Annotated in this window: 16 protein-coding genes; 2 read left to right on the top strand and 14 right to left on the bottom strand. The window is 62.9% G+C overall.

Annotated features, from left to right (window positions below; translation table 11 throughout):
* Positions 1-198 precede the first annotated feature (198 nt).
* The 13 genes from JO965_RS24495 to bcsN all read right to left on the bottom strand — a co-directional run bounded on the left by JO965_RS24495 (position 199) and on the right by bcsN (position 20,621).
* Positions 199-2,109, bottom strand: a complete 1,911-nt coding sequence (locus JO965_RS24495) for a response regulator (protein ID WP_203441530.1) — start codon at positions 2,107-2,109, stop codon at positions 199-201.
* Positions 2,106-3,830, bottom strand: coding sequence for a response regulator (locus JO965_RS24490; RefSeq protein WP_203441529.1), 1,725 nt, complete (start codon positions 3,828-3,830; stop codon positions 2,106-2,108). Before JO965_RS24490 ends, JO965_RS24495 begins: the two co-directional genes overlap by 4 nt.
* A complete protein-coding gene (gene cheB / locus JO965_RS24485) occupies positions 3,827-4,900 on the bottom strand; it encodes a chemotaxis-specific protein-glutamate methyltransferase CheB (protein ID WP_203441528.1) in 1,074 nt (357 codons plus the stop codon). The genes JO965_RS24490 and cheB overlap by 4 nt, the downstream gene beginning before the upstream one ends.
* Positions 4,901-4,910: 10 nt before the next feature.
* Positions 4,911-7,124, bottom strand: coding sequence for a response regulator (locus JO965_RS24480; RefSeq protein WP_203441527.1), 2,214 nt, complete (start codon positions 7,122-7,124; stop codon positions 4,911-4,913).
* Positions 7,125-7,150: 26 nt separating this feature from the next.
* Positions 7,151-8,827, bottom strand: a complete 1,677-nt coding sequence (locus JO965_RS24475) for a methyl-accepting chemotaxis protein (RefSeq protein ID WP_203441526.1) — start codon at positions 8,825-8,827, stop codon at positions 7,151-7,153.
* A gap of 1 nt (position 8,828) precedes the next feature.
* Positions 8,829-9,428 (bottom strand): chemotaxis protein CheW, encoded by a 600-nt coding sequence (locus JO965_RS24470; protein WP_203441525.1) that lies wholly within the window; start codon positions 9,426-9,428, stop codon positions 8,829-8,831.
* 2 nt (positions 9,429-9,430) lie between these two features.
* Positions 9,431-10,885 carry a protein-glutamate O-methyltransferase CheR gene (locus JO965_RS24465; protein ID WP_246776677.1) on the bottom strand — a complete coding sequence of 485 codons (1,455 nt, stop codon included), beginning with the start codon at positions 10,883-10,885 and terminating at the stop codon, positions 9,431-9,433.
* Positions 10,867-11,373, bottom strand: a complete 507-nt coding sequence (locus JO965_RS24460; RefSeq protein WP_203441524.1) for a chemotaxis protein CheW — start codon at positions 11,371-11,373, stop codon at positions 10,867-10,869. Before JO965_RS24460 ends, JO965_RS24465 begins: the two co-directional genes overlap by 19 nt.
* 203 nt (positions 11,374-11,576) lie before the next feature.
* Positions 11,577-13,709, bottom strand: a complete 2,133-nt coding sequence (locus tag JO965_RS24455; RefSeq protein WP_203441523.1) for a tetratricopeptide repeat protein — start codon at positions 13,707-13,709, stop codon at positions 11,577-11,579.
* Positions 13,700-14,797 (bottom strand): glycosyl hydrolase family 8, encoded by a 1,098-nt coding sequence (locus tag JO965_RS24450; protein ID WP_203441522.1) that lies wholly within the window; start codon positions 14,795-14,797, stop codon positions 13,700-13,702. Before JO965_RS24450 ends, JO965_RS24455 begins: the two co-directional genes overlap by 10 nt.
* Positions 14,794-17,298 carry a cellulose biosynthesis cyclic di-GMP-binding regulatory protein BcsB gene (locus JO965_RS24445; RefSeq protein WP_203441521.1) on the bottom strand — a complete coding sequence of 835 codons (2,505 nt, stop codon included), beginning with the start codon at positions 17,296-17,298 and terminating at the stop codon, positions 14,794-14,796. The genes JO965_RS24450 and JO965_RS24445 overlap by 4 nt, the downstream gene beginning before the upstream one ends.
* A gap of 9 nt (positions 17,299-17,307) precedes the next feature.
* The gene (bcsA, locus tag JO965_RS24440; RefSeq protein WP_203441520.1) at positions 17,308-19,503 is read right to left on the bottom strand and encodes a UDP-forming cellulose synthase catalytic subunit; all 2,196 of its coding nucleotides are present in this window, start codon (positions 19,501-19,503) and stop codon (positions 17,308-17,310) included.
* A 164-nt stretch (positions 19,504-19,667) separates the two neighbouring features.
* Positions 19,668-20,621, bottom strand: a complete 954-nt coding sequence (gene bcsN / locus JO965_RS24435; RefSeq protein ID WP_203441519.1) for a cellulose biosynthesis protein BcsN — start codon at positions 20,619-20,621, stop codon at positions 19,668-19,670.
* Between the two features lie 352 nt (positions 20,622-20,973).
* Between bcsN and JO965_RS24430 the strand changes: the two genes are divergently transcribed.
* On the top strand, positions 20,974-22,161 hold the full coding sequence (locus JO965_RS24430; RefSeq protein ID WP_203441518.1) for a multidrug effflux MFS transporter: 1,188 nt from the start codon (positions 20,974-20,976) through the stop codon (positions 22,159-22,161).
* Here JO965_RS24430 and JO965_RS24425 read toward each other — a convergent pair.
* Positions 22,152-23,048: a LysR family transcriptional regulator gene (locus tag JO965_RS24425; protein ID WP_203441517.1), complete on the bottom strand. Its 897-nt coding sequence runs from the start codon at positions 23,046-23,048 to the stop codon at positions 22,152-22,154. The two genes, JO965_RS24430 and JO965_RS24425, sit on opposite strands and share 10 nt — an antisense overlap.
* A gap of 141 nt (positions 23,049-23,189) precedes the next feature.
* Here JO965_RS24425 and JO965_RS24420 point away from each other — a divergent pair, with 141 nt between their 5' ends.
* A complete protein-coding gene (locus tag JO965_RS24420; protein WP_203441516.1) occupies positions 23,190-24,386 on the top strand; it encodes an acyl-CoA dehydrogenase in 1,197 nt (398 codons plus the stop codon).
* Positions 24,387-24,389: the final 3 nt, after the last annotated feature.

The raw sequence follows: 24,389 nt of genomic DNA, 5'->3' as shown, positions 1-24,389 counted from the left end.
TTAAGGTGCGAAGCCCCGATAATGTCAATCTGTCCATGCAACAATGGATAATTTTTAAGGGAAATTTACCATTTTCTGCCCATGCGGCAGTCGGAATCGGCGGTTCGAGGGGTCAATTCTCCGCGATTCTGGACGGTTTTCGGCCAAAGTCGCTCAAAAATGCCCTTGTTCACAATTGGCCAAGCGGGGCGACACTTTTCAGAGGGGCGAGCGTCGATCCTGCTCAGCCGCTTCCGTGACCTTCGCGGCCAGATCGTCGCGGCTGAAGGGCTTGTGGAGCATCAGATAACCGTCCGGCAGTCGCTTTGGATCGGCATATCCGGTGACGAGCAGGATACCGAGATCGGTTCGTATCTCTCGTGCCTTGTCGGCCAAGTCGGTTCCCGTCATGCCGGGCATCGCAAAATCGGCAATGAGGAGATCGAGCTGATCATCGGTCCTCAGGATATCGAGGGCTGACGATCCATCTGCAGCCTCCACGACCCGATGCCCCATCTCGGTAAGATAGGCGGCGGTCACGGTTCTCACTTCCGCATCGTCATCGACGAGCAGAATGCGCACCTTCGGCGCATCAGGTGCGGTCGCCTCCTTCTCATGAGGACTGTCCTCCTGTTCGACGGCTGCGCGGGACAGGTAAAGCTCGACGGTCGTGCCCACTCCGACCGTACTTTGGATCGTGACGGTACCGCCGGATTGCTGCGCCAGCCCGTAGACCATGGGCAAGCCAAGCCCTGTTCCCTTGCCCACCTCCTTGGTGGTGAAGAAGGGTTCGAGCACCCTGGCCAGAACCTCCGGCGGAATGCCGCTACCCGAATCCGTGACAGAGATCACCACGTACTCGCCACCGCTCAAATCGGTAATCCGTCCCTCGTCCACCGCCTCATTGCGGGTCGAGAGAGCGAGGGTCCCGTTCTCAACCATGGCGTCGCGGGCGTTGATGCACAGGTTGAGGATCGCAAGTTCGAGCTGATCCGGGTCGACCATGGCTGTCCACAGGCCGTCGGTGAGATGGCGCTCGATCCGGATGACCCCGCCAAGCGTGCGCGTCAGCAGGTCATTCATGCTGGTGATGACCTGATTGACGTCCACGGCCTGAAGCCGCAGGTCGCGCTGGCGGCTGAAGCTCAGGAGTCGCTGGGTCAGGGAGGCGCCGCGCTCCGCCGCATAGGTGGCATTTTGCAACAGCCGCGTCAGGCGAGGGTCGTCGGGCGCCCGGCGCGAGGCAAGATCGAGGCTGCCAAGGACCGCCATCAGCAGGTTGTTGAAGTCGTGCGCGATGCCGCCGGCAAGGGTCCCGAGGGCCTGCATCTTGTCCGCCTGCCGCAGGCGCATCTCCATCAGCTTGCGCTCGGTGATGTCGCGCTCGATGGTGGCAAGGTGCTTGACGGCTCCAGCCTCGTCGAGGATCGGGATATGGTTGATCAGGAACCACTGGGTCGTGCCGTCGGTCGAGGTCCGCTCCTCGACGATCTCGTCGGGAGCACGCGCTGCAATCGCCCGACGCTCTGCCTCCTCGATCATCGTGGCTCGGTCCGACGAGACGAAATCCCGCTCCTTATGGCCGAGGCAGTCTTCGGAATTGCAACCGAGGCTTTGCGCCTTGCTGGCGTTCAGGCGGACGAAACGGCCGTCGAGATCCTTGAAGGAGATCAGGTCGTCCGTACTCTCCATCAGCCCGCTCAGAAGCGCACGCTCGGTATCGAGCTTGCGGGTCAGCATGCGTCGCTGGTAGGCGGCGGCCACCATATTGGAGAGGGCGGCCGGATCCCAGGGTTTTGGGACATAGGCAATGATGCGGCCCTTGTTGACCGCACCGATCACTGCCTTGAGATCTGCATAGCCGGTGAGAAGAATCGCATCGGCGTCGGTTTCGTGGCGGGCCCTGGCCAGAAACTCGTCGCCCTGCATCTCGGGCATGCGCTGATCCGAGATGATGATAGCGATGTCGGGTTCCTGCCGGATGATGTCGAGCGCCTGGACCGGCGACGAAGCCGTCAGCACCCGGTAGTCGTTCTCGAACAGGTCCTCGAGCGCGATCAGGATGTCCGGCTCGTCATCGACGACCAGGATCGTGCCATTGGTTGAATTCATCTCGCTCGACAAGGTCATGAAACAATATGCCTCGGGATCGTGATGGTGAAACCGGCGCCCCCCCGGGAGCCTGAATCCACCGCAATCGATCCTTTGTGGGCCTGGACGACGCTATAAGCGATGGCCAGGCCAAGTCCAGTTCCAGACCCGACGGGCTTGGTGGTGAAGAACGGTTCGAAGACACGCTCCCGCAATTCCCCTGGAATTCCCGGACCTGTATCGCTGATCTTGATGGTATAGGTTGTCTCGTTACTCTCAGTTTCAATGTCTATGCCGCCGGTTCCCTTGATCGCGTCGGCGGCGTTGCCGATGATGTTCATGACCACCTGGTTCAGAAGGGCGGGTGAGCAATAAAGGTCGGAAACCGCATTGTAGCGTCGCCGCACGTCGATCCGGGTGCCGAGCTTATGGCCTAAGAGAGCCAGTACGGTCTCAATGGATTCCGGCACGTTGACCGTCTGAAAGTCGCCTTCGTCGAGGCGGGAAAAGCGTCTCAGGTTGAGAACGAGCTCCTGAATCCGGGCAAGCCCCAGCTTCATGGCGCCGATGCGATCTCGGGATTTCTGCACCTGCCGCTCAAGCCCTGCCTCGGATGGGAGCTTCGAGGCGATTTCGGTGAGCAGCTTTTCCACCGTGCCCTGATGCGCCTGGATGAAGGCAAGGGGATTGTTGATCTCATGGGCAATGCCCGCCACCAGCTCGCCGAGAGACGCCATCTTGGCCGCCTGGACGAGCTGGGCCTGGGTGCCCTTCAGGAGATCGTTGGCTTCCTCCAGCTCACTGTTCGCCTTGGCCAGGGCCTCTGCGGAGGCGGCCTCCGCCTGGGCCTTGGCGAGGGCCAGTTCCCGCTCGCGCAGTTCCGCCTCGATGCGCCAGTTCTCGTCCTGCATCAGCTTACGCCGAATGAGCGCGCGGATGCGCACGCGCATCACATCGGCTTCAACCGTAGAGGGGACGATGTCGTCCACGCCTGCGGCAAAGGCACGTCCGAGCAGGTCGCCCCCCTCCTCGTTGCCGAGGCCGACGATGGCAAAGCTTGGAGCATCCGTGCCCGGCAGGGGCGCGAGCCCGCGATAAAGGTTCAGCTGACGGCACAGCTCGATGCCGTCGAAGCCAAGGCTGAGCAGGTTGACCAGGATGCAGTCCCAATTGGCATCCGGCGCGCGAACCTGCCGGAGAGCCTCGACTGATCCTGAGACCGGCGTCACCGCATAGCCTTCATGGGCCAGCAGATTCTGCAAATAGGTGCGGTGTGTCAGGCTGTCGTCCACGATGAGGAGGCAGGCCCGGCGGAAGGCGCCGAAGCTGGGGGATTGCCGGTCCTCCCTGGAATCGCCGAGCGGGGACGAGCGCCGGCGCAGCAGCGCCTTGATCCGCAGAACGATCAGCTCCTGCTCGGCGGATTTGGAGATGTAGGCGTCCGCGCCGCTCTCAAGGCCCTGACGCTCGACGGCGCGCTCCCGCGCTTCCGTCAGCATGATCACCGGGATCGCCCGCGTCCGCACGTTGAGGCGCATCTGGCGGGTCAACTCGTCCCCGTTCATGCCGGGCAGATGGTAATCGGCGATGACGAGGTCGGGCAGCCTTTCGTTCAGGCTGTCGAGAGCGGCTTCCGCCGTGGAGCGCCAGGAGACGCTGAAGCCGTTCGTCTCGAGCATATGGCGCAGCTGCAGCGCCTGGGTTTCGGAATCCTCGACCAGGAGAATCTCAGCGGTCTGCGCAACAGTGCCCGCGCTCATTCGCCCTCTCCCCGCACCAGCCTCAGGATCTGGGGCGCGATCAGGTCAAGGGGCAGGCTGACATTGATGCCGCCCATGCGAGCCGCCGCGGCCGGCATGCCATAGACGACGGCGCTGCTTTCGTCCTCTGCCAGTCCATAGCCCCCGACTTGGCGCAGCTCGACGAGGCCCTGCGCTCCATCCTCGCCCATGCCGGTGAGAATGACACCAAGTCCCCTGCGTCCTGCCGACCGCGCGATCGACTGGAACAGCATGGTGGCCGACGGACGCTGGTTGCCCAAGGGAGCTTCGCTGCTCACCTTCAGGGTGCCCGCCGGGGACAGGAGCAGGTGCCGGTCGCCGGGAGCGACATAGACTCGACCGGGCGCCGGAATCTCCTGATCCTGCGCGATGCGGACGTCCAGAGGCATCAGACCGTTCAGCCAGGAAGCAAAGCCTTCCATGAAGGGGGCACCCATGTGCTGGACGAGGAGGATCGGCAGCGGAAAATCCTCCGGAAGGGCGCCCAGGACTTTGGCGAGGGCCGGCGGCCCGCCGGTGGAGGCGGCAATACCCAAGATGCTCGGACGCGCTGCGCTCCATTCCGGATCGCGTTTGGGCGCCTTCGCGCTCTTCTCGCGCCACGGCGCAAACGCACGCTGCCGGACCACCGGCACCTGGCTCATGATATAGAGCTGGGTGCAGATGGTGCTGGCAATCCCCGCATAATTGGCGCTGGAGAGGCCGACGGGCTTTTCCACGACCATGAGTGCGCCGGCGCGGAGCGCGTTCATGGAGATCTTGAGCGAGGAATCCTCGATGCTGTCCGCGATGACAACGATAGGCGTCGGGTGCTCCGACATGATCCGGCGCGTCGCCTCCAGCCCGTCCATTCCGGGAAGGCGGATGTCCATGGACACGACATCCGGCTGTACGCGACCGATTTCCTGGAGAGCCTCCTCTGCCGAGCTGACCGCGGCTGCGACCACGAGGCGCGGATCACTGGCGATGATATGGACCAGCAGCTGACGGACGACGAGGGAATCCTCGACGACCATCACACGAACCCGTGACTGAGACGCCATACTCATCGCCTGAAACTCACAATACCTGCCCGATCGTCGCCAAGAGCTCGCGCTGATCGAACTTCTGCTTGGTAATATAGGCGCTCGCGCCCAGATCGAGACCCTTGCGTACATCCTCCGGATCGGCCCGCGAGGTCATGAGGATCACGGGCAGGGTGGATAGCCGCGGGTCGTTCCTGATCGCCTGCAGCAGGCCGAAACCATCCATGCGCGGCATTTCCACGTCGGCAATCACGAGATCGACCATGGTCTCGCCCGAACGTAGGATGTGAAGGGCATCGATGCCGTCGACGCTGAGGAGAACCTGGTAGCCCTGCGCCTCCAGAATGCTCTTTTCGAGGGTGCGGGTGGTGATGGAATCGTCGACCACGAGGATGGTTCGCGCCCGGCGTTCCTCCTCGGGAGCCCATCGGGCAAGCCCTAAGCCTCCGGCCGCGAGCCTGCTTTCATTCCTGACCCAATGCTCGACCAACTTGTCCGGACTCAGCACGAGAGCCGGCATCTCGTTCTCCAGCAGGACGGTGCCCGAGACCATTTCGTTCAGCCCGATCGCCTGGACATCGCTGACCAGCATCGTGCGGACATCATGGAAGGCGTTGACGGCGAGCGCACAGGTGCGGGAACCGTGACGGACGAGCACGGCCTTCACGTGTCCTGCCTCGGCGGGGAGGGGGGCATTCGGGGATCCTGTCAGGGCGGCAAGGGCGATGACCGGAACGATAACGTCCTGCCCCCCGATCTCGATCCGTGCCGTGGGACGGCCTTCCACACTTTCAAGCGCATCCGAGCGCAGCCGCAGGAGGCGCTCTACCGCATGGGAGGGCAGGCCGAACATGCGCTCTTCCGCTTCCAAAAGCAGCAGCGGCTGGCGCGCCGCCGTGAAGGGCACGTTCAGCAGAACCTCCGTTCCATGGGGATAGCGCGGCCGCAACAGAACCGATCCCTGCAGCTTGCGGACGGCATCCGCCACGACGGATAAACCCATCCCCCGGCCCGCAAGACGGTCGACCTCACTCGCCGTCGAGAAGCCGGGTGCGAAGACGAGGGAGAGCAACTGATCGATCATCGGCGGCGGATGACCTGCATCCCGCGGTTGCAGCAATCCGCGATCGACGGCGACCTGCTCGATGCGCGCCAGGTCGGGGCCGTGCCCGTCGTCGCGAACGCTGATGACCAGACGCCCGCCACGGGAGGCCAATTCCAGGGTCACCTCGGCCCGCTCGGGCTTGCCCTTGGCGATGCGCTCCTCAGGCAGCTCGACACCGTGGCTCACTGCATTGCGCAGCAGATGCATTACGGGATCCTTGAGCGCCTGGAGCACCTGCCGGTCGACCTGAATGTCGAGGCCGATGCTGCGCACATGCACATCATGCCCCGCCTTGCGGGCGATCTCGCGCACCATGTGGCCGAAACCGCCGAAAACCGTTTCCGCCGAGACGAGGGAGACGCGGTCGATGTTCTCGCGCACCTGACGCGCCGCCTGCTCGATGGTCCAGCTCGATTGCCGCCTGTCGCGGGACAGGGCAGACAGTCTGCGAAACAGCGCTTTCAGGCCCTGGTCGAAATCGCGCAGGCGCGGGGCGAAGGATGGGCCATGGCGGGAGTTGGTGCTGCCGTTGCCCTGCTGGGTCGCGGAGGCCAAGGCGTTGATTTGCGCATGAACCTGATCCCAGCTTCGCCTCAAGCCGCGAACCTCCAGTTCGATCTGCCGCAGAGTGTCATCGATCCCCTCATCCGCCTGCAGCTCCGCCAGAAGCTGGTGCATGGAATCGGACAGTTCTTCCATCTGCTCAGCGGCAACGCGGAGATAGGATCCCGTGCCGGTGTCGGGGGGAGCGTCCGCTTTCGGAGGTATTGGCTCGGGTTCAGTCGACGCGGGTTTCGGAGCCTTGGCCGGAGCCGTCTGTGGTTCCGATGATCTTAGGACATCCGCAACAAGATCTTCGATGAGATCGAGATTTTGACGCACCGTGGCGATGGTGGGATCGTCCAGGGATTGCTGCCCTTCGAGCACCTGGGAGAAGAGCGCTTCGAGCTGATGCGCAACTTCCTCAACGGCCGGCAGATCGACTGCGCGCGCGGCACCTTTGAGACTATGCGCGCGGCGAAAGACATCCGTCAGGTCGATCTCGCCCCCGCCCGCATGATCGAGCGCGGACCGGATCGCCTGAAGATGCTCCCGGTGCTCCGCCTCGAAGGCTGCCAAAAGCTGCTTGCGGATATCGGTCACGATACGCGAGTCCCGTCTTCGGCCGCTTACAAGCGATAGCGCTCGACAAGGCCGAGCAATTGCTGCGCCAGGGTCGACAGATTGGCCGCTGCCGTATCGAGCTGGCGGGTGCCGGCAGCTGTCTGCTGGCTTGCCTGACGAATGTTCTGGAGGGCTCCCATCACCTGTTCGATACCGAGCTGCTGCTGGTTCGTGGAGGCAATGATCTGCTGGAAGGTCTGAACGCTTTCCTGGATCTGGTCGGAAATCCCGGTGATGGTTTGCTGCGTGACGTCCGTGCGCTCCTTGCCGGCGGCGACGCGCTTCACGGCTTCCTCTGTGAGCATCACGGACGAATTGATGCCGCGCTGAATGTCACCGAGGATCGAGCGCACCTGGGTCGTTGCATCCTTTGCCTGATCGGCCAGCGTTTTCATCTCGGAGGCCACCACCGCAAAACTGCGGCCGTTCTCGCCTGCTGCGGCTGCTTCGATGGCCGCATTGAGAGCGAGAAGATGCGTGCGCTCGGAAATGTCGTTGACCGATGCGATGATCTCGCCGACGGCCTGTGTCTTCTCGCTCAAGGCGACGATGTTTTCCGCCACCGCTTCCGCCTGCTCGCGAATGGCGTCCATGGCACGTGCCGTTTCCTCGACGGCCTGCAGTCCCGACATGCTGGTCTGCGCTGCCGCCTGTGCCGAGGCGATAACTTCCTGTGCACGTTTTCCGATCTGTGTGCCCGAATGCGTGATCTCGTCGACGGTTGCGGCCGTTTCCTGAACGGCGGCCAATTGCTCCTCGACGGAGGCGGCCTGCTCCTGAGTGGAGGCGCGGATTTCCGCGGCTGCTGCGTTCAGATTCTCGGTGGCCTCGCGGCTCTGGCGAGCGAGCTGCCGCAGGCCGTCGACCATGGTGTTGAGCGTGGAGCCGAGATGGCCGATCTCGTCCTTGCCCGTTATGGCCATCTGGCCTCCCAACTCGCCGCGTCCGACCCGCTCGACGAAGCTCATGAAGTTGCCGAGCGGTCCCGTGATGGAGGAGCGCAGAGCATAAGTGATCAGGATGCTCAGAAGTGCGGCGCCCGCGACGGCGAGGATGATCGACATCCGGCTCTGCTCATAGATCTCATCGATCCGCCGCTGTCCGATGGTGATCGCTTCGCTCAGGATGCTGCGCGCCTGGGCCAGGTTCCGGCTCCAGGATTCGCGACTGGTGTTCAGTGCGTTCTGGGTCACAATAACGGTTGCAAGGTCATTGTTCTGCAGGGCGGCAAACTGGCGTTCGGTCGAGGCACGCAGCTGCCGCAGGTCTGCGCCGGCGCGGTTGAGAGACTCAGTGAGGCGACGCCAAGCATCCGCTCTCTGCGATGTGACCGAGCGTGCGGCAAAGTCGTTCACGGTTGCAAGGGCCTGTGTCAGGGATGCCTCGGTCCCAGCAGCCTGCTGCTCCCAGGAGCGGGCCAAGTCATCGCTGGCCGCCTGCTGCTGCCCGAGAGAGCGCATGAAGAAACGGGAGAGAATCTCCTCTCGTAGGCCTCGAATGGTGTTCTGCTGATCGCCGACATCTTCGAGCTGCCGCATCAGAGCGAAATCGCGCGTCACGATCGTCTCAGTCGATTGGCGAACATCGTCGAGCTGATTGATGGCATAGACACCCAACCCGACCATCAGCGCGACGATGACGGCGAAGCCGAGAAGAATACGGTTGGCGATCGAGATCGTCACGTCAGACTCCAGGAAGAGATGAAGAGGACAGGAGAGGGCGCAGAAGGCGCTCGGTATCGAGAAGAGAGAGCGCTTCGTCTTGGCCGGCAGGGCCGGATTGAATCGTGCCGTAGCCAGTAACGGCATCGTTGCGGAAGCCTGCGGCTTCTTCGTCGGTCAGGGGCAGTATGTCCGCGACGGCGTGGGCGCGCTCGACCCTCAGCGCCACCTGCGGCTGCTCGCGCCGCAGCAGGACGAAGTGCTGGTCTTCGTTGTCTGAGGAAGAAGATTCAAGGCCGAGTGCAAGGGCAAGATCGATCACGCTGACCAGCTTGCCGCTCCGCCCGAACAGGCCGATCAGGGCAGGAGGTCCATCGGGAACCGGCACGCATTTCTGAGGCGGCAGAACCTCTGCCACCGTCTCGACAGGAATTCCGAAACGCTCTCGCCCCACTCCGCAAACCAGGGCACGAGGCAAGGCTTCCGGCCGAGTTGTTGCGGCATTCTCTCGAGTTGCAAGGCGTTCCGTGCGCTCGTCGAGGATCTGCTGCACGCGTTCCTCGGACGAGCGAACGCGGGCCCATTCCATCAGTCTCAGCTTACGGCGCACCGATTTCGCCACGCTCATCTCCTGCGCTTGGACGACGTGGCCGCTTCGAGATGGATGCGGACGAGATTGCGCAGATCCACAGCGGTGAGCCCGTCCGCCTCCTCGAGGAGGCGGTCGTCAGGCATCGCCGCCGCAATGCGGGCCGCATTGGTCAGCGCGCGCCGGCCAGGACCGGATCGCCTTTCCGCGAGCAGCAGCAGACCAAGGTGGTAGTGAGCCATGGCAAAGCTTTTATCGAGATAGATGCTTTTAAGGAAGCTTTTCTCAGCGCCATCACCCTGTCCGAGGGCCTGCAGGATGAGGCCATGGTAAAAGTGAAGGGCCGCGCTCAGCGGTTGATCGACGAGGGCTTTCCGGCAGAGAACATCGGCGGCGGCGAAGTCGCCTATATTGGCTTGCGCCCTGACCGCGTCCAGCAAGACGTCCAGAGCCTGCGGGACAGCGGGCGAGGCAGGAGCCTTGGATGGCGGCGCCTTCGCAGGACGTGGGAGCGCATGCCGCTTGGCCGGTTCCATGCGCTTCGGGATAGGCGGTAACGGGGCAAGATCCTTCAGAGGCAGCGCAGGCCGTGCGAAAGGCGGTGCCTCCCCCGGGCCTGACCGATAGGCCACCGTTCCCGGTAGATTCAGGGTCTGCATCATGGCGGAGAAGACAGGATTGGGCTCGGCATGGCCTAGCAGCATCCACCCATCCTCCGCGAGGCGACCATGCAGCGCCTCGACGATCCGGATCACCGTGTCCGGATGAAAATAGATCAGGACGTTGCGGCAGAGGATCAGGTCGAAATCGGTGAATTCGAGCGGCGACGTGCCATCGAGAAGGCTCAGAAGGTTATGCCTCTCGAAACGGACCAGCGAGCGGAATTCCGGGCGCACCTGCCACTGATCCTTTCCCGCGCTCAGGAAATAGCGTTCCCGTTCTGCCGGCGGCATGGACCGGAGCGCCCATTTTCCGAATCTTGCCTGCTTGGCGACGTTGAGAAAGCTGTCGTTGATGTCGGTGCCGATAATGTTCACGCGCCACGTCCCGAGATCCTCGCCAAGGATCTCGTTGACGAGGATGGCAACCGAATAAGGCTCGGCTCCCGTCGAGCATCCTGCGCTCCAGATCCGCAGCCGCCGCGTGGATGTCTTTCTCTCGATGATCTCGGGCAGGATCGTATCGCGCAGCGCCGCGAACTGCTCCGCATAGCGGAAGAAGAACGTCTCGCCGATGGTGATCTCGGTTTCCAGCTTGCCCCATTCGGCAGGACCCGAAATCGCGTCGTCCAGAAAGTTCAGATACTGCGTCGAATCGGAAAGGGCCGTAGCGCGCAGGCGCTTGCGCACGCGCTCCCAGAGCAGGTCGTCCTTGTCCTGGTAGTAGAAATGTCCCGTGCGCTCGATGATGCGGCTTTTCAGTTCTGGAAAGCCGGCATCGATCAGCGGAACGGCGGCGGCGCATGCGGCCATCAGGCCGGGACCGCCCATTCGCGGAGCCGATCCTGGGCCTGGCGTCCAAGCTCCGCCAGAGTCTGCTGCTCCTCAGCAAGGAGGATGCGCTCGGCTGAGAGCAGGTGGACGAGACGTCCATCCCATGTAACCTCCGCCTCGACGCAGCCATTCAAAGTGCCTGCTGCGCTGACGGACGAAAGCTGGGACGTGTCCACGCTCGCAACGTCCAGTACCCGGTCGACAAGGAGCGCAGATAGTCCCGATGCACTGAACCGATCGATGAGGATCAGATGCCGATAGAGATCCGCCTCGGCATCATCCTCGACACGCTGAAGGCCGAACAGCACATCGAGCCGAAGAACTGGAACAGCGTGGCCGCTGAGGTTGAAAAACCCTGCCACCGGACGAGGCAGGGCGGGAGGGTGCCACAGGCGCGGCAGCGGCAGAAACTCGCGTGCGGCGCTTCTGTGCAGGGCACAGGCGGTGCCGCACACGTCGAACACTATGATCTGCAAACTTGCCATGGGGTTGGGTCGAGGGAGAAAACCGGTGGAGGGCTCAAGCCCATTCGATCATTAAATAGGTGCGAAGCCCGGTCTGACAACCGCGGAGTGTCGGCGGTTAGAGCATCGATCCCAAAAGCGGACCCACTTTTGGGATCGATTCCGATGCTTCCTTTCTTGATGAGAGCATGATTGGGCGCGGCCCTCTGGGTCCGCACGATGCGCTAATACCGCATCTGGCCGGTGACTTCGCGAATGGCGTTCAATCCGGCTGCGGCTTCCTCGGAATATCCTGTCCGTTGAACGGCGCGGAAAACCTTCTCCGCATCGTCATAGCGACCGAGCTTGAGATAGGACCAGCCGCGGATGAGCAGCAGATCGTTCTGTTCCGGCACCAGCCGGGCCCGCTCGCTCAAGGCGAGGAGTGTTTCCACATAGCGCCCGTCGCGATAGGCCGCCAGCGCCCGTTGGGTCAGGATCGAGGCCCCAAGTTCCACCCGGCGCTCGCGGGTCTGCGGCGCCTCGGCGGCAGCAATGGCTGCCTCGGAGGTCAGATTCTTGCGCAGATAGGCGAGGGACTTGCCGTAGGCCGCTTCCTCGCGGGTGCGGCTGCTGCCGGTGGCGATGGCCTGATCGAAGGCCGCCACGGCTTCCATGGGACGGTTGATCTCCATGAGGCACCAGCCGCGGGTGAGAGCGCCATCGCCGGACAGGCCGGCCGGATTGCGCGTCATGGCGCAACGACGCCCGAGGGTGGACCGGGCCTGGGTCTGCCTGCGTCGGACGTTGTCCTCGGTCCGGACGAAGGTCTGCTCGGTTTCGACGCGTTCCACAATGGCCTGACGGGGAGCCGAGCGGGGTTGGACAGGCAATGGAGCGCTCTCGATGGGTTGCGCCAAGGGAGCCTGCGCAACAGCCGGCGGTGCGGCAGCAGGCTGCCGTCTGGAGGCCGGATTGACCCCGTCTGCCAGGCCGGCGATGCGCTGCGAGCGGCTGCGCCATTGGGCAACGACGGCGTTGAAGCCGGTCCGGTCGTTCAGGCGCTGCGTCGACAGGGCGAGACCGTAAGCGGAAGGCTCGTCATCGGCCTTCCAGCTCAGCGCCGTGCGGAACCAGTCGCGCGCCGTGCGGATCTGTTCCGTGTTGTAGGAGTACCAGCCGAGCGCCTGGGCCGCATCGGAGAAGCGTTGTGCGGTGACGACCGGGACGATCCGCGAAACCACCTGCGGCTCGAGGCGCGGCGGCGGGTCCTGGCTCAGGAGCGCGGTTGCCACGTCGAGATAGATCTTCATGTTCTCGGGCGCGCGCTCGCGCCATTCATAGGCGAAGGCCTCCGCATCCGAGAGCCGTTCGAGCGCACGCAGCGACATGGCATAGCCTTCCGCAGCCTTCATGCCGGCGTTGCGGTCGAGGGCCGTCTTGAACAATTCGAGCGCCCGCGCGGGATTGCCGTGATGGAAATTGTACCATCCGAGGATCAACACGGGGCCGGTGTCGCTCGTGTTCTGGATCATTCGTTCGACGACGGCGAGATCCTCGGCGGTTGCGGTCAGCTTGCTGTCGAGTGAGGCGCGCTCGACCCGGCGGCGGGCCAGCTCGTCGCGGATGGCGCTGAAATCGTCCGGCGTCTCGCCGGTCTTGCGCTCGAACTGGAGCAGGGCTGTCACCTGCTGCTCGGGAAGCAGGGTCAGGGCTTTCTGCAAGGTCGCGAGGCGCTCGCCCGGGTTGGCGCAGTTCTGCAGGAGATAGGTATAGACATCCCGTGTCCGGTTCGGCTGGTCCGTCCGGGCAAAGGCCTCGGCCACCCGCCACATCACATCCACATTCATGCAGGTCAGAAGGCCCGGCGTTTCCGTCGCCACCTGCAGAACCGTTCGCCACTGGCCTGTATCCGACGCATTGGTCAGGCGACGGCGCGCCTCGACCATATCGAGAGCCGTGACCAGTTCCTCCGGCGGCTTCCAGTTCGGGTCGGACGTCTGGCGCTCGGCAATGGCGGCGCGGACCTCGGCGATTCGATCCTCGCGATAGAGATTCCATAGGCGCTCGATAAGCGGGTCGGGCGCCGCAGCGCCGGCACCGCCGGAGAGCTGCGACAGATCGCTGGGCGGTGTCCAGTTGGGATAGAGCGCGCGCAACCGCGCAATTTCCGCGTTCACGCGGCGTGTATCGCCCTGGGACGCGAAATAGCGCAGGGCGGATTCATCGACCTGAGGCTGGGATCCGTTTGCAGGCGGTGACGGTGCAGGAGGCGATGCGGCAGGCGGCTGATTGCTGGCAGGGCCTGTTTGCTGCGCGATCGCCGCGAAGCCCAGGATTGCAACCGCAATCGTTATGGCACTGCCGACTAGACGCATTGCGGATATTTTTCACCGAGCAGGGATTTCGCCAAAAGATACAGGGTCGACGGATAGTAGAGGCTCGGCTCGAAGGTCTTCAGCGATTCGGGAACAGGCGTCCCGTCAAGCGCGCAGGCCAGAGCCGCGGGCAGAATGGCGTAGCCCTGGTCGGTCAATCGCTCCCGGATTTGTCCGGTCACTACGTTGACCACGGCAATCCCTTCGTTCTCCGCAGACCAGCGTTGCTTGAGAGCCCTCAGCCACTCCATGTCAGTCATCCCTGCTCGCAACAGGTAAAGCGGTATCCTTAACGAGTTGTAACCGAACTCTGGCGGAAAGCCATCCGCCGGTTGAGGCTGGAGCTCGTTGTGAAGCGAGATCCAGTCGGCTGGGAGCCTGATCCGGCCCGAGGTCGCCTGCAGCAGCAGCATCACGCCGTCCCGCCAGACGCGGTTCCATTCGTATTCGGGTGCCAAAGTCGCCAGCACCGGAAACGCCTCAAAGACCCAGTAGGAGAGATTGATGACCGGGCCGTCCGGACGGTCACTGGCGCCGAAGCCCTGTGCGCCGGGCAGGAGAATCATGGATCGTCCGCTGCGGCCGAACGTGCTCCCGCCGATGGCCTTGGCGAGCTTCTGCGCGGCTGTCGTGTAGCGGGGTTCCTGCCAGGCCGTTCCGGCCTTGGCCAGGGCATAGGCGATGAGAAGATCGCCATCGGTCGCATTGTTGCGATCGGTGACTTTCGGCTTGCCATTGGGATCCCACTTCCATACGGCAAGGCCGTCGTCCCGGATGAGGAGCTCGGTGAAGGTGAAGTTCCAGATCCGCTCGAAGGAGCGCCTGTCGGCGGCGGCCAGGGCAAGGAGCAGTCCATATCCCTGTCCCTCACTGTGGCTGATATTGCCGTTGGCCGTGTCGACCACCCGCCCGTTGTCTTCCACGAATCGCGAGCGATAGGCCTCCCAGTCTGTCGAGGGGATGGTGCCAACCAGGTTCAGGGGCTGGACGGAAAGGCTCTGAGAGGATGCCATCGAGGCCGTGAGAAGGAAGAAGGCGGCAGAGAGCCACGACATGAGCTGAATGGGCCGGCGCGTCCGGACCGTCATGAGCGGCGTCCCAGGCGGTTCAGGAGCAGGGAGGTTGCAATGCCCAGGAACGTGCAGCAGGCCAGCATGAGAAGCGCATAGGGAAGAATGTTGGCGGACATCCAGTTCGCCGCCACAAGGCGCAGATTTGCCAGGGACGGAGGCTGCGTCTGCACGAAGCGATAATCCTTGATGGGCTCGACCTGGAGCTTCATCTCCCGCGGCTCGAGAGCAACCGCTCGGCCCGCGACCTGGGACCAGATCGTTGGGTTGGCCAACCGGGCCATTTCATCTGCCAGGGCCTTGTCGGTTCGGGCTGTCACGAGGGTCCAGACCCCGGATGCTTCGGTGCGGCTTTGCGCGACGAGCAGGGTCGAGCGCTGCGGCGGTTCGTAGGGCGCATCGGCGCGCTCCTCCAGCGACAGTGAACTGAGGGAAAGGCTGAAGGTCTTCTCCAGCCAGTCCTGCACCGTGCCGATTGTCTGCTGAAGAACGCCGCGCCTCTGGAATGTCTCCGACCAGCGCTTGCGGACCTCGTCCGTCGAGGCACTGGACGTGCGATCCGGCGAGGCCTGGGCGACGGGAAGGCTGAAATCCATGCTGGCCATCTGCTGACCGGGCCTGTCGTTCGCCGTCGGCGTCGAAGGCCAGATCATGCGGAGATGCTCCGAGACCTTCACCCGGTTGAGCAGGCCTGCGGGAATCTGATCGACGGCGCCGATGAAGAGTACGGATTCGTCGTCCGCCGAGGCGGCGTTGGAGAATTGCGCGCGCACTGGCGTGCCGGCGCTGCGCGCCATGCGGGCGAGCAGGGTGCCGGCTGCGGAATAGTTCAGCGGATCGGGTCGGGCCAGAACCACGGTGGTCGGAAGATCCTCATCCGGGAAGCGGCCCGCGCTCAGAACGGCAAGATCCGGCAGACGTCCGATGCGCCCATAGGTCGGGAATTCGAGCGTGGTGGTGTCGAACAGGACGAAACGGTTCGTCTCGGAAAGGGTTTCGCCCGGCGCGCAGCGCTCATCGGCATCCGTCAGCAGGATGGCCTCGACGGTGACATGGTTGAGACCGGATTTGAAGTGCTTGAGCGGCACTCTGATGTTGTGCCGCCGGACGATGTCCCCCTGCGAGGTGATTGTCATCTGCGTGCTGATCATGCCGTTGACAAAGACGTTGACATGGCTGCCCGGTCGCACCGCCGACGTGTAGGCCGCATCGAGATGCAGGATGGTCTCGCCGTATTCCGTGGCGTAGAAATCCGGGGGCAGGTTGATGGAAAAGCCGGTCTTCAGCCGCCGTCCGGAAAATTCCTGCGTCGGTACGCCGAGATCGGCAAAGCGGAAGTTCTGGGCGCCGAAGGCGGTTGGAACCTCGGGCCATTGCCATGAGGCGGTGTCGATCATGCCTCGTTCGACCTGCGTGGCATTGATGCCCCGCGTTCCGACGATTCCGATGGCAGTGTCGAGGTCCTGCCAGGTCGGACCGGATACGACGAGGGTCGAGCCCAGGGAGCCCGGCTCCTGCATCATCATGGTCAGCGGTTGGATCGAAGCGGCATCAGGCACACCCGCAACCAGACCGCGCAACTCGCTTGCCAAGCCCATGGCCACCTTGAGCGTGCCGACGGGGGACGGGCCTGGATCGGATTCCACGACCTGGATCACCGGATGGGCGTAGCGTCCGCGCAGGGCGACAAGCTGCACGAGACGCAGCAGCCGATCGCGAATTTCCGGGCGGTATATCTTGGGCGCCACTACCCTGATCGTCGTCACACCCGCATTGTCGACGCCAATGGCGGGCAGATCGTCCAGGCTGCGCAATGTCTTGGTGGCGCCCTCGGCGAAGACGAGCTTCGTGGAGGCCGAGTCGACATCCGTCCAAAGCTCGTAGGTGGCTTCGATGGTGCAGTCCGTCCGGTGGCGCTGGAAGGCCTCCATGCGGATGATGTTCTGCCCCGCCCGCAGGAGACCGGGACGGATCGATGCCGTCACGCGCTTGATGTCGTTCGGCGAGGAGATCGGCGTATCGACGACGGATTCGCCATTGATCGCAATCCTCAGGCGCGAGCCCTCGGGCATGACGACAACGGCATTCTTATAGCCGAGTGCGATGCTGGCACCGCTCGATGCTTCGTCCTGGGTGAGGTGGAAGGTCCACGACCTTGCATCCGTCTCGCCCTCAAGGCGGATGATCTCGAAGGGAAGAACGGGGCGCTCGATGCGCGCTGTACCGCGAGCCGCCGAAGCTCCCTTTGCAGGCGGCGCAGCTGTTCTGGCCGAGGGCGCAGACAGAGCTGGAAATGCGGGCTGTGCTGCGGGAGGCGTCGAAGGAGCTGCGCCCGGCTGGCGCATCTCGAAAGGCGCGGCAGAGGGGACCTGCTGCGCCGGTTCCTGCTGTGGTGCCGGCCGGGCTACGGGAGGCGTGTTCGGCGCGCCAGGCGACATGCTGAAGGGGGCCTGTGCGACAGCGTTCTGCGCACCCAGCGCCTGAATGGCCAGCAGAGAGAAGATCAGAACCCGACGCACGATATACCTCTACTTGACGGCCGGAGCGACGGACGGTGCCGGAGGGCTGGAACTGCCGATCCTTTGCAGGCCGAAGAAATAGGAGAGGCCTCGTCCCGTCTGATAGAACGCGACCATGAAGAACCAGAGAGTCCCGCGGAGAACGCCGATGTCATGATGTCGGTTCTTCTGGAATTCGCTCCATTGGTCCGCATTGGCGAAGACGAGGTCGGCGATCATCTTCCGATGTTCGGGCTTCTCGATCAGGAAGCGGCAGCCGAGCAGAAGGCCCTTGTCATCCATGCCGACCTTGCGGATCTCCATCGGCAGATGCTGGACGGGGAGGCTGGAGAAGGGCTGGAACTCGAGCGTGCCCGAGGTTCCCTTCTTCAGCTTCGGCTCGGCGGAAGGTGGAACGTGAACCCTTGCGCCGCCCACCGAGACGTCCTTCAGGACCGCATCGATGATCTCGTCGCCCATGATGAAGTGGCAGGGCCGGTCGACGCGGACACGATGGCTCTGGCGCCGCGTGGCCCGTTCCGACACCACGCCCAGTGCGCAGCCCGCGATGATGAGGTTGAGCACGTTCCAGGCGCCGGTCACGAGGGTGAGGTCGGCCTTGTAAGGCTCCGCCCAGACCCGGACGCCGGTGGCGACGACGCCCAGGATCAGGATGCCGAAGATGATGAAATACGGTGTTCCCAGCTCCGAGACCCGGCTTTCCTCCATCGACTCGTTCTTCGCCGTGACCTTGAAGGTGGGCTTGCTCGGATTGGCGATCACCGACAGCACGGCGGGAAGCAGATAGATGGTCTGGATGTACTCGTAGAGATCCGAAATCCACGGCCAGCGGTAGCGGCCATAGAGATAGTTCTGCATCATGAAGTTCACCATCATGTAGGTGAACGTATAGGCGAAGAACTCGCCTCCCGATGCGGTGAAGATCTCAAGCGAGAAGAAGAGATAGCAGAGAGGGGAAACGAGGAAACAGAACCGCGAGAACGGGAACAGCCAGAACATGCTGCTCGACATGTAGCACAGGCGCTGCGAGATCTTCAGCCCACGCTTGAAGGGTGGAAACTTGTAGCGCAGGATCTGCATCATCCCTTGCGCCCAGCGTGAGCGCTGACCAATGAAGCTGGCAAAGCTGTCCGGTTGCAGGCCGGCGATCAGCGGCTTGTCCACATAGACGCTCGTCCAGCCTCGCGAGTGCAGTTCGAGGGCGGTCTCGCAATCCTCGGTGATGCTGACGCCGCTGAAGCCGTTGGTTTCCTGGAGAGCTTCGCGCCGAAGCACGGCGGCCGAGCCGCAGAAGAAGGCCGCATCCCACTTGTCGAGGCCGCGCTGGATGACGCCGTAGAACATCTCGTTCTCCGACGGCATGGTCTGGAACGTGCCGAGATTGCGCTCCAGCGGATCGGGATTGATGAAGAAGTGCGGCGTCTGAACCAGAAACAGGTTCTTGTCCGTGGTGAAATAGCCGACCGTCTCGGTAAGAAAGCTGCGCGCGGGAGCGTGATCGGCATCGAAGACGGCGACCAGGTCACCGGTCGAGTGCTCAAGACCGTTATTGAGATTGCCCGCCTTGGCATGCAGGTTGCGCGCCCGGGTCAGGTATTTCACGTCCATGGCGGCACAGAGAGCCTGCAATTCCGCGCGGCGTTCGCGGGCCTGATGCGCGGCGTTGGCATTGCTCGAATTGCACTTCTCGTCGGTGCCGCCATCGTCCAGAAGCCAGACCGTGATCTTTTCCGCCGGATAGGTCATGGCCTTCGCGGCCGCCAAGGTCGTCGCCAGGAGATCCGCGCTTTCGTTGTAACTCGGGACGAAAACGTCGACCGTCGGAAGGTTCTGCGGGTCGATCTGAGGCGCTTTGCGCGACTTCAGGGGGCTCGACACCACGAACAGGCTGAGGAACAGCATCATGACGCTGTACATCTCGGCCAGATAGAGCAGGAAGCCCGGGATAAAGCTCGCGACCTCAGTGATCGGCGGAATCGTGCTGGTGGTGCGCCAGAAGACGTAACGCAGGACAATGGCGGTGCCGAGCGCGAGCGCGATCAGGCGCCAGATGCCCTGGGCGCGGAAGAACTTGATGATGATCATGCAGGCCACGACGGTGAGGCCTGCGACCAGATGAGCCTGAAGACTGATTGGAAGAGCAACGATCGAGATGATCAATACCGCCGCCACAGCCCAAAAGGCCACGATAAGACCTGCCCGCATCGTTTGGATTCTCGGCTCGAAGGTTTTGCGTGGGAGATCGCACGCTTAATTCAAGACTAAAGTCGGGTCCATTAATATATCGATAGTGTAACTTAGGCCTAATGTCACAGCAGTAAACAGATCGTTATTTCGTATAACAACGATATAACGTAAGAATTTCGCTATTACTGGCCCGGAGGTGGCGGTACGACTGGGTAGCCGGTCGGCGGTGCTGTTTCCACCGGAGCGACAGCAGGCGGTGCAATCGTATCCTTGTCGATGATGCGCCTCGGTGCTTCAACGGGTATAGTGCGCCGGATTTCTTCGGACAGGTTCCGTCGGCGGATGACCGTAGCGCTTCCTCCGCCGTCGCCCAGACCCAGTGGATACATGGGGGCATCTCGCTCCCCAAGCTGTTTCGGCGGCGAGGGCGGATCTCCGTAGGGATTCCAGGATTCCTGGCGATAATAGGCCGCGATCGTGTAGCCGTAGAAAACACGCAGCAGTTGATCCACGCTGGCATCGGCATCGCACAGGCGTAGGCGGACCGAGATGGTTCCTCCCGGCACGAAGATCGCCGGCTCGCCGGGCTCGATCTGCTGCCAGGCATAGAGGCACAGATCGCCCGTGGAGGAGCGTCCCGTGGCGAATCCGAAGGGGCCGAACTTGTTCTGCACGTAGACCAATGAGGTCTCCATCTCGACGCCCGGCATTCGCTCTTCCATTTCGCTCTGGAGTCGGTCTGGGGTCATGGAGGGCAGTGACAGGGTGTTCGGAATCTCCATGTTGCCTGCCGTGTTGTTGAGCAGGCTCACGTAAAAGGCGTTCTGACCCGTGGTCAGGGAGGCCGTTGAAAGGGCGATCTCCTGCGAGAGGCCATCCTGGTATTGCTGCTGGAGGACCGCGACCACGGAAGGGCCGCCGGGCGGTGGAACGACGATCGCCCGCGTCGTCGGGACCTCGGACATGAGGCTGGCATAGCCAAGATCCGAGCGGCCGGCGCAAGCGGACGCGGCCATCAGAACCGCGGTGGCGACAAGAAGATTCGAGAGCTTGCGAAGACCGGCTGGATGTCGGGGCTGAGAATCAGTGCGCGCTCGAGGCTCTGGAATGCCGAAGCTCATCTGATTCTGGGGCATCGAACAGGTCATGAAATACTGTGAAAACTCTGGTGGTCAGCCCGGGCAGGCTGCATGAGAGACGAGCCATTCTTGCGCGGATTGACCCATTCGACGGGATTCTTAATCAGCTATGACCATTCATGGTTAACGAAGAGTAAGCGTTGTTCCTAGTGCGGATTATAATCCGGCGAGGGGCGAAGACCAGCCTTGACCCATACGCCAAAGGGCATACAAGCAGTGCCCATCCCTCGGTGCGTCCGGCCCGACGGGCTCAAGACCTTTCCGCTGACATGCCCTGACCTGTAACGCACCGCGTTCAGGCCGTTTTCTCAATCCCGGCTCATTGGCCGGGGCTACGAAAGCCGTCCCCATGAAGTCCGCTTTTCTGCGTAACGCGCTCGTCCTCGGCATGCTGTCCGCCGTAGGGCCCTTCGCCATCGATATGTATCTGCCATCCTTTCCGGCGATTGCCCGCGAGTTCCAGGTCGATGTCAGCGCCGTACAGATGAGCCTGATGAGCTTCTTTCTGGCAGTGGCGGTCTGCCAGGTCGCTTACGGGCCACTCTCCGATCGTTTCGGCCGCAAGCCGCCACTCTATTTCGGGCTCGGCCTTTTCGTTCTGGCGGGCATCGGCTGCAGCTTCGCGCCCAATGTGGAAACCCTCATCGCTTTCCGCTTCCTGCAGGGCGTCGGTTCCTGCGCGGCCATGGTCATTCCCCGCGCCATCATCCGCGACCTGCACACCGGGCACGAGGCGGCCCGGCTGATGGCGACGACGATGCTGGTGTTCAGCGTTTCGCCCATTCTGGCGCCGCTCGCAGGTAGCACGTTAACCGCATTCTTCACCTGGCGCGCGATCTTCTGGGCCATCGCCACAATCGGTCTTGCGGGCCTCGCCGTGGTCCTCTTCCTCTTGCCGGAAACCCACAAGCCGAATGCGGACAGAAAAGGCATTGCGCATGCGTTTGCCACCTATAGAGGCCTTTTGAAGGATCGGCGCTTCCTGGGGCTCACATTCATCGGTGGTTTCAGCCAAGCGAGCTTCTTTGCTTATCTTGCCGGTTCATCCGTCATCTTCATCGAGCATTTCGGCCTGACGCCCTCGGCCTATAGCGTGGTCTTCGCATCGAACGCCATCGCCTTTATCGGCAGCGCACAATTCAACAGCTTCTTCATGCGTCGCTTCGGTGCCGAGCGGGTGGTGAGAACCGCGATCTCTTGCTTTGCCGCTTTGGTGATCCTGCTCTTCGTGCTGACGATCCTCGGCGTCGATAACGCCTATGTGCTCTGGGGTCTGCTTTTCGTATCGTTCGGCTGTCTCGGCTATGTCATCCCCTCGACGGTCGTGCTCGCGCTTGAGGAACATGGTCCTGTGGCCGGAACCGCTTCGGCACTCATGGGCACTTTGCAGCTCAGCACGGGTGCCCTGATCATCGTGCTGGTCAGCGCCTTCTACAACGGCACGCCGCTTTCAATGGTGAGTGCCATCTTGGTCTGCGGGCTCGTGGCATTCTCTTTAAGCTTCCGCATCATGAAGCCGAAGCGGATCTATCCCTGACGGATCTCGTCCAGAATCCAGTCGCGGAAGGAGCGCAGCAGCGGTGCTTCCGCCTTGTGCTCGGGATAGACGAGATAATAGGCGCCGCCGCTGACGAGGCTCCTGGGAAATAGAATCTCCAGACGCCCCGAGGCCAGCTCGTCGGCGATCAGGAAGTGCGGAATGAGTGCGGCCCCAAGGCCCGCTGCCGCTGCCTGGGCCACCATGGCGAACTGCTCGAAGCGCGGACCGCGCAAGGGATTACCGGCCTCGACCCCGACACTGGCGAACCATTCCGCCCAGGCTGTCGGGCGGGTGCTCTGCTGGAGCAGCGTGGCGCGCCTGAGATCTTGCGGCGAGCGCAGGTTCTCCCGTTCCGGATAGGTCGGACTGCAGACCGGCACGACCTCTTCCGTTCGCAGCAATTCGCAGACCGCGCCCGGCCAATGCGGCTCGCCGAAATGGATGGCCGCGTCGAACGGGTCCGTGGCGAAATCGAAGGGCACGAGGCGCACACCGAAATTCACCGTCGCGCCCGGATGCCGGGCGAAGAAATCGGGAATGCGCGGAATGAGCCATCGGGTACCAAAGGTCGGCAGGGTGGCGAGGTTCAAAACGCCACTGGTGCCGGACAGTGCGATCGCCTGATGGGTAGCATCAGAGAGTTCGGACAGGGTGCCGCGGACCTGGGAGGCATACATGCGCCCCACATCGGTGAGGACCACCCTTTGCCGCGAACGGCTGAACAGGGAGACTCCGAGCGATTCCTCCAGCTGCTGGATTTGTCGCGACACTGCGCTCTGGGTGAGGTTCAGTTCCTCGGCGGCTCGCGAGACGCTGCCATGACGGGCTGTGGCCTCGAAGGCGAGGAGGTTGCCCACGTTGGGCAGGAAGCCGCGACGAAACACACGCTCATTCCAATTGAGAATAACCTGCTGCGAAGATGTCGATTTACATTTCCCCTGTCCAGCGCGATTTTGCCGCTCAATTTCAATGGCTTTGGTCGGCTTGAATGGCGGACCGCACACTCTTTCGGAAGGACGATCGTCATGGCAGGTGCTCAGGACTACGCGAAGTTCAAGTGGGATGATCCGCTTCTCCTCGACGAGCTTCTCACCGACGACGAGCGCATGATCCGCGACACGGCCCGCGCCTACGCCCAAGACAAGCTCCTGCCGCGCGTGATCGAGGCCTATCGCGAAGAGAAGACCGACCGCGCCATCTTCAACGAGATGGGCGAGCTCGGCCTGCTCGGCGTGACTCTGCCGGAGGAATACGGCTGCGCCGGCGCCTCCTACGTCGCCTACGGCCTTGTGGCGCGCGAGGTGGAGCGGGTCGATTCCGGCTACCGCTCCATGATGAGCGTGCAATCCTCCCTCGTCATGTACCCGATTTATGCCTATGGCTCCGAGGAGCAGCGCCGGAAGTACCTGCCCAAGCTTGCCTCCGGCGAGTTCGTGGGCTGCTTCGGCCTCACCGAGCCGGATGCCGGCTCCGATCCGGCCGGCATGAAGACCCGCGCTGTGAAGATTGATGGCGGCTATCGCCTCTCTGGCTCCAAGATGTGGATCTCGAACTCTCCCATCGCCGATGTCTTCGTGGTCTGGGCCAAGTCCGAGGCGCATGACAACCAGATCCGTGGCTTCGTGCTGGACAAGGGGATGAAGGGTCTCTCCGCTCCAAAGATCGGCGGTAAGCTCAGCTTACGCGCCTCGATCACCGGCGAGATCGTCATGGATGGCGTCGAGGTGGGCGAGGATGCGCTGCTGCCCAACGTGTCTGGCCTGAAAGGCCCGTTTGGCTGCCTCAACCGGGCCCGCTATGGCATCTCCTGGGGCTCGATGGGTGCCGCAGAGGATTGCTGGCACCGGGCACGCCAGTACACGCTCGACCGCAAGCAGTTCGACCGGCCGCTCGCCGCGACCCAGCTCGTGCAGAAGAAGCTCGCCGACATGATGACCGAGATCACGCTCGGCCTTCACGCCTCGCTCCGCGTCGGCCGCCTCTTCGAAGAGGGTCGCGTGGCGCCGGAGATGATCTCCCTGGTCAAGCGCAACAATTGCGGCAAGGCGCTCGATATCGCTCGTCAGGCCCGCGACATGCATGGCGGAAATGGTATCCAAGAGGAATATCATGTTATGCGTCATGCGCAGAACCTGGAAACCGTGAACACCTATGAGGGCACGCACGACGTGCACGCCCTGATCCTGGGTCGCGCCCAGACGGGCCTGCAGGCGTTCTTCTAAGGG

It is taken from the genome of Microvirga sp. VF16 (assembly GCF_016864375.1).
Lineage (GTDB): Bacteria > Pseudomonadota > Alphaproteobacteria > Rhizobiales > Beijerinckiaceae > Microvirga.
The sequence above is the reverse complement of the archived record's forward strand: the minus strand, read 5'-3'. Positions and strand labels throughout refer to the sequence as shown.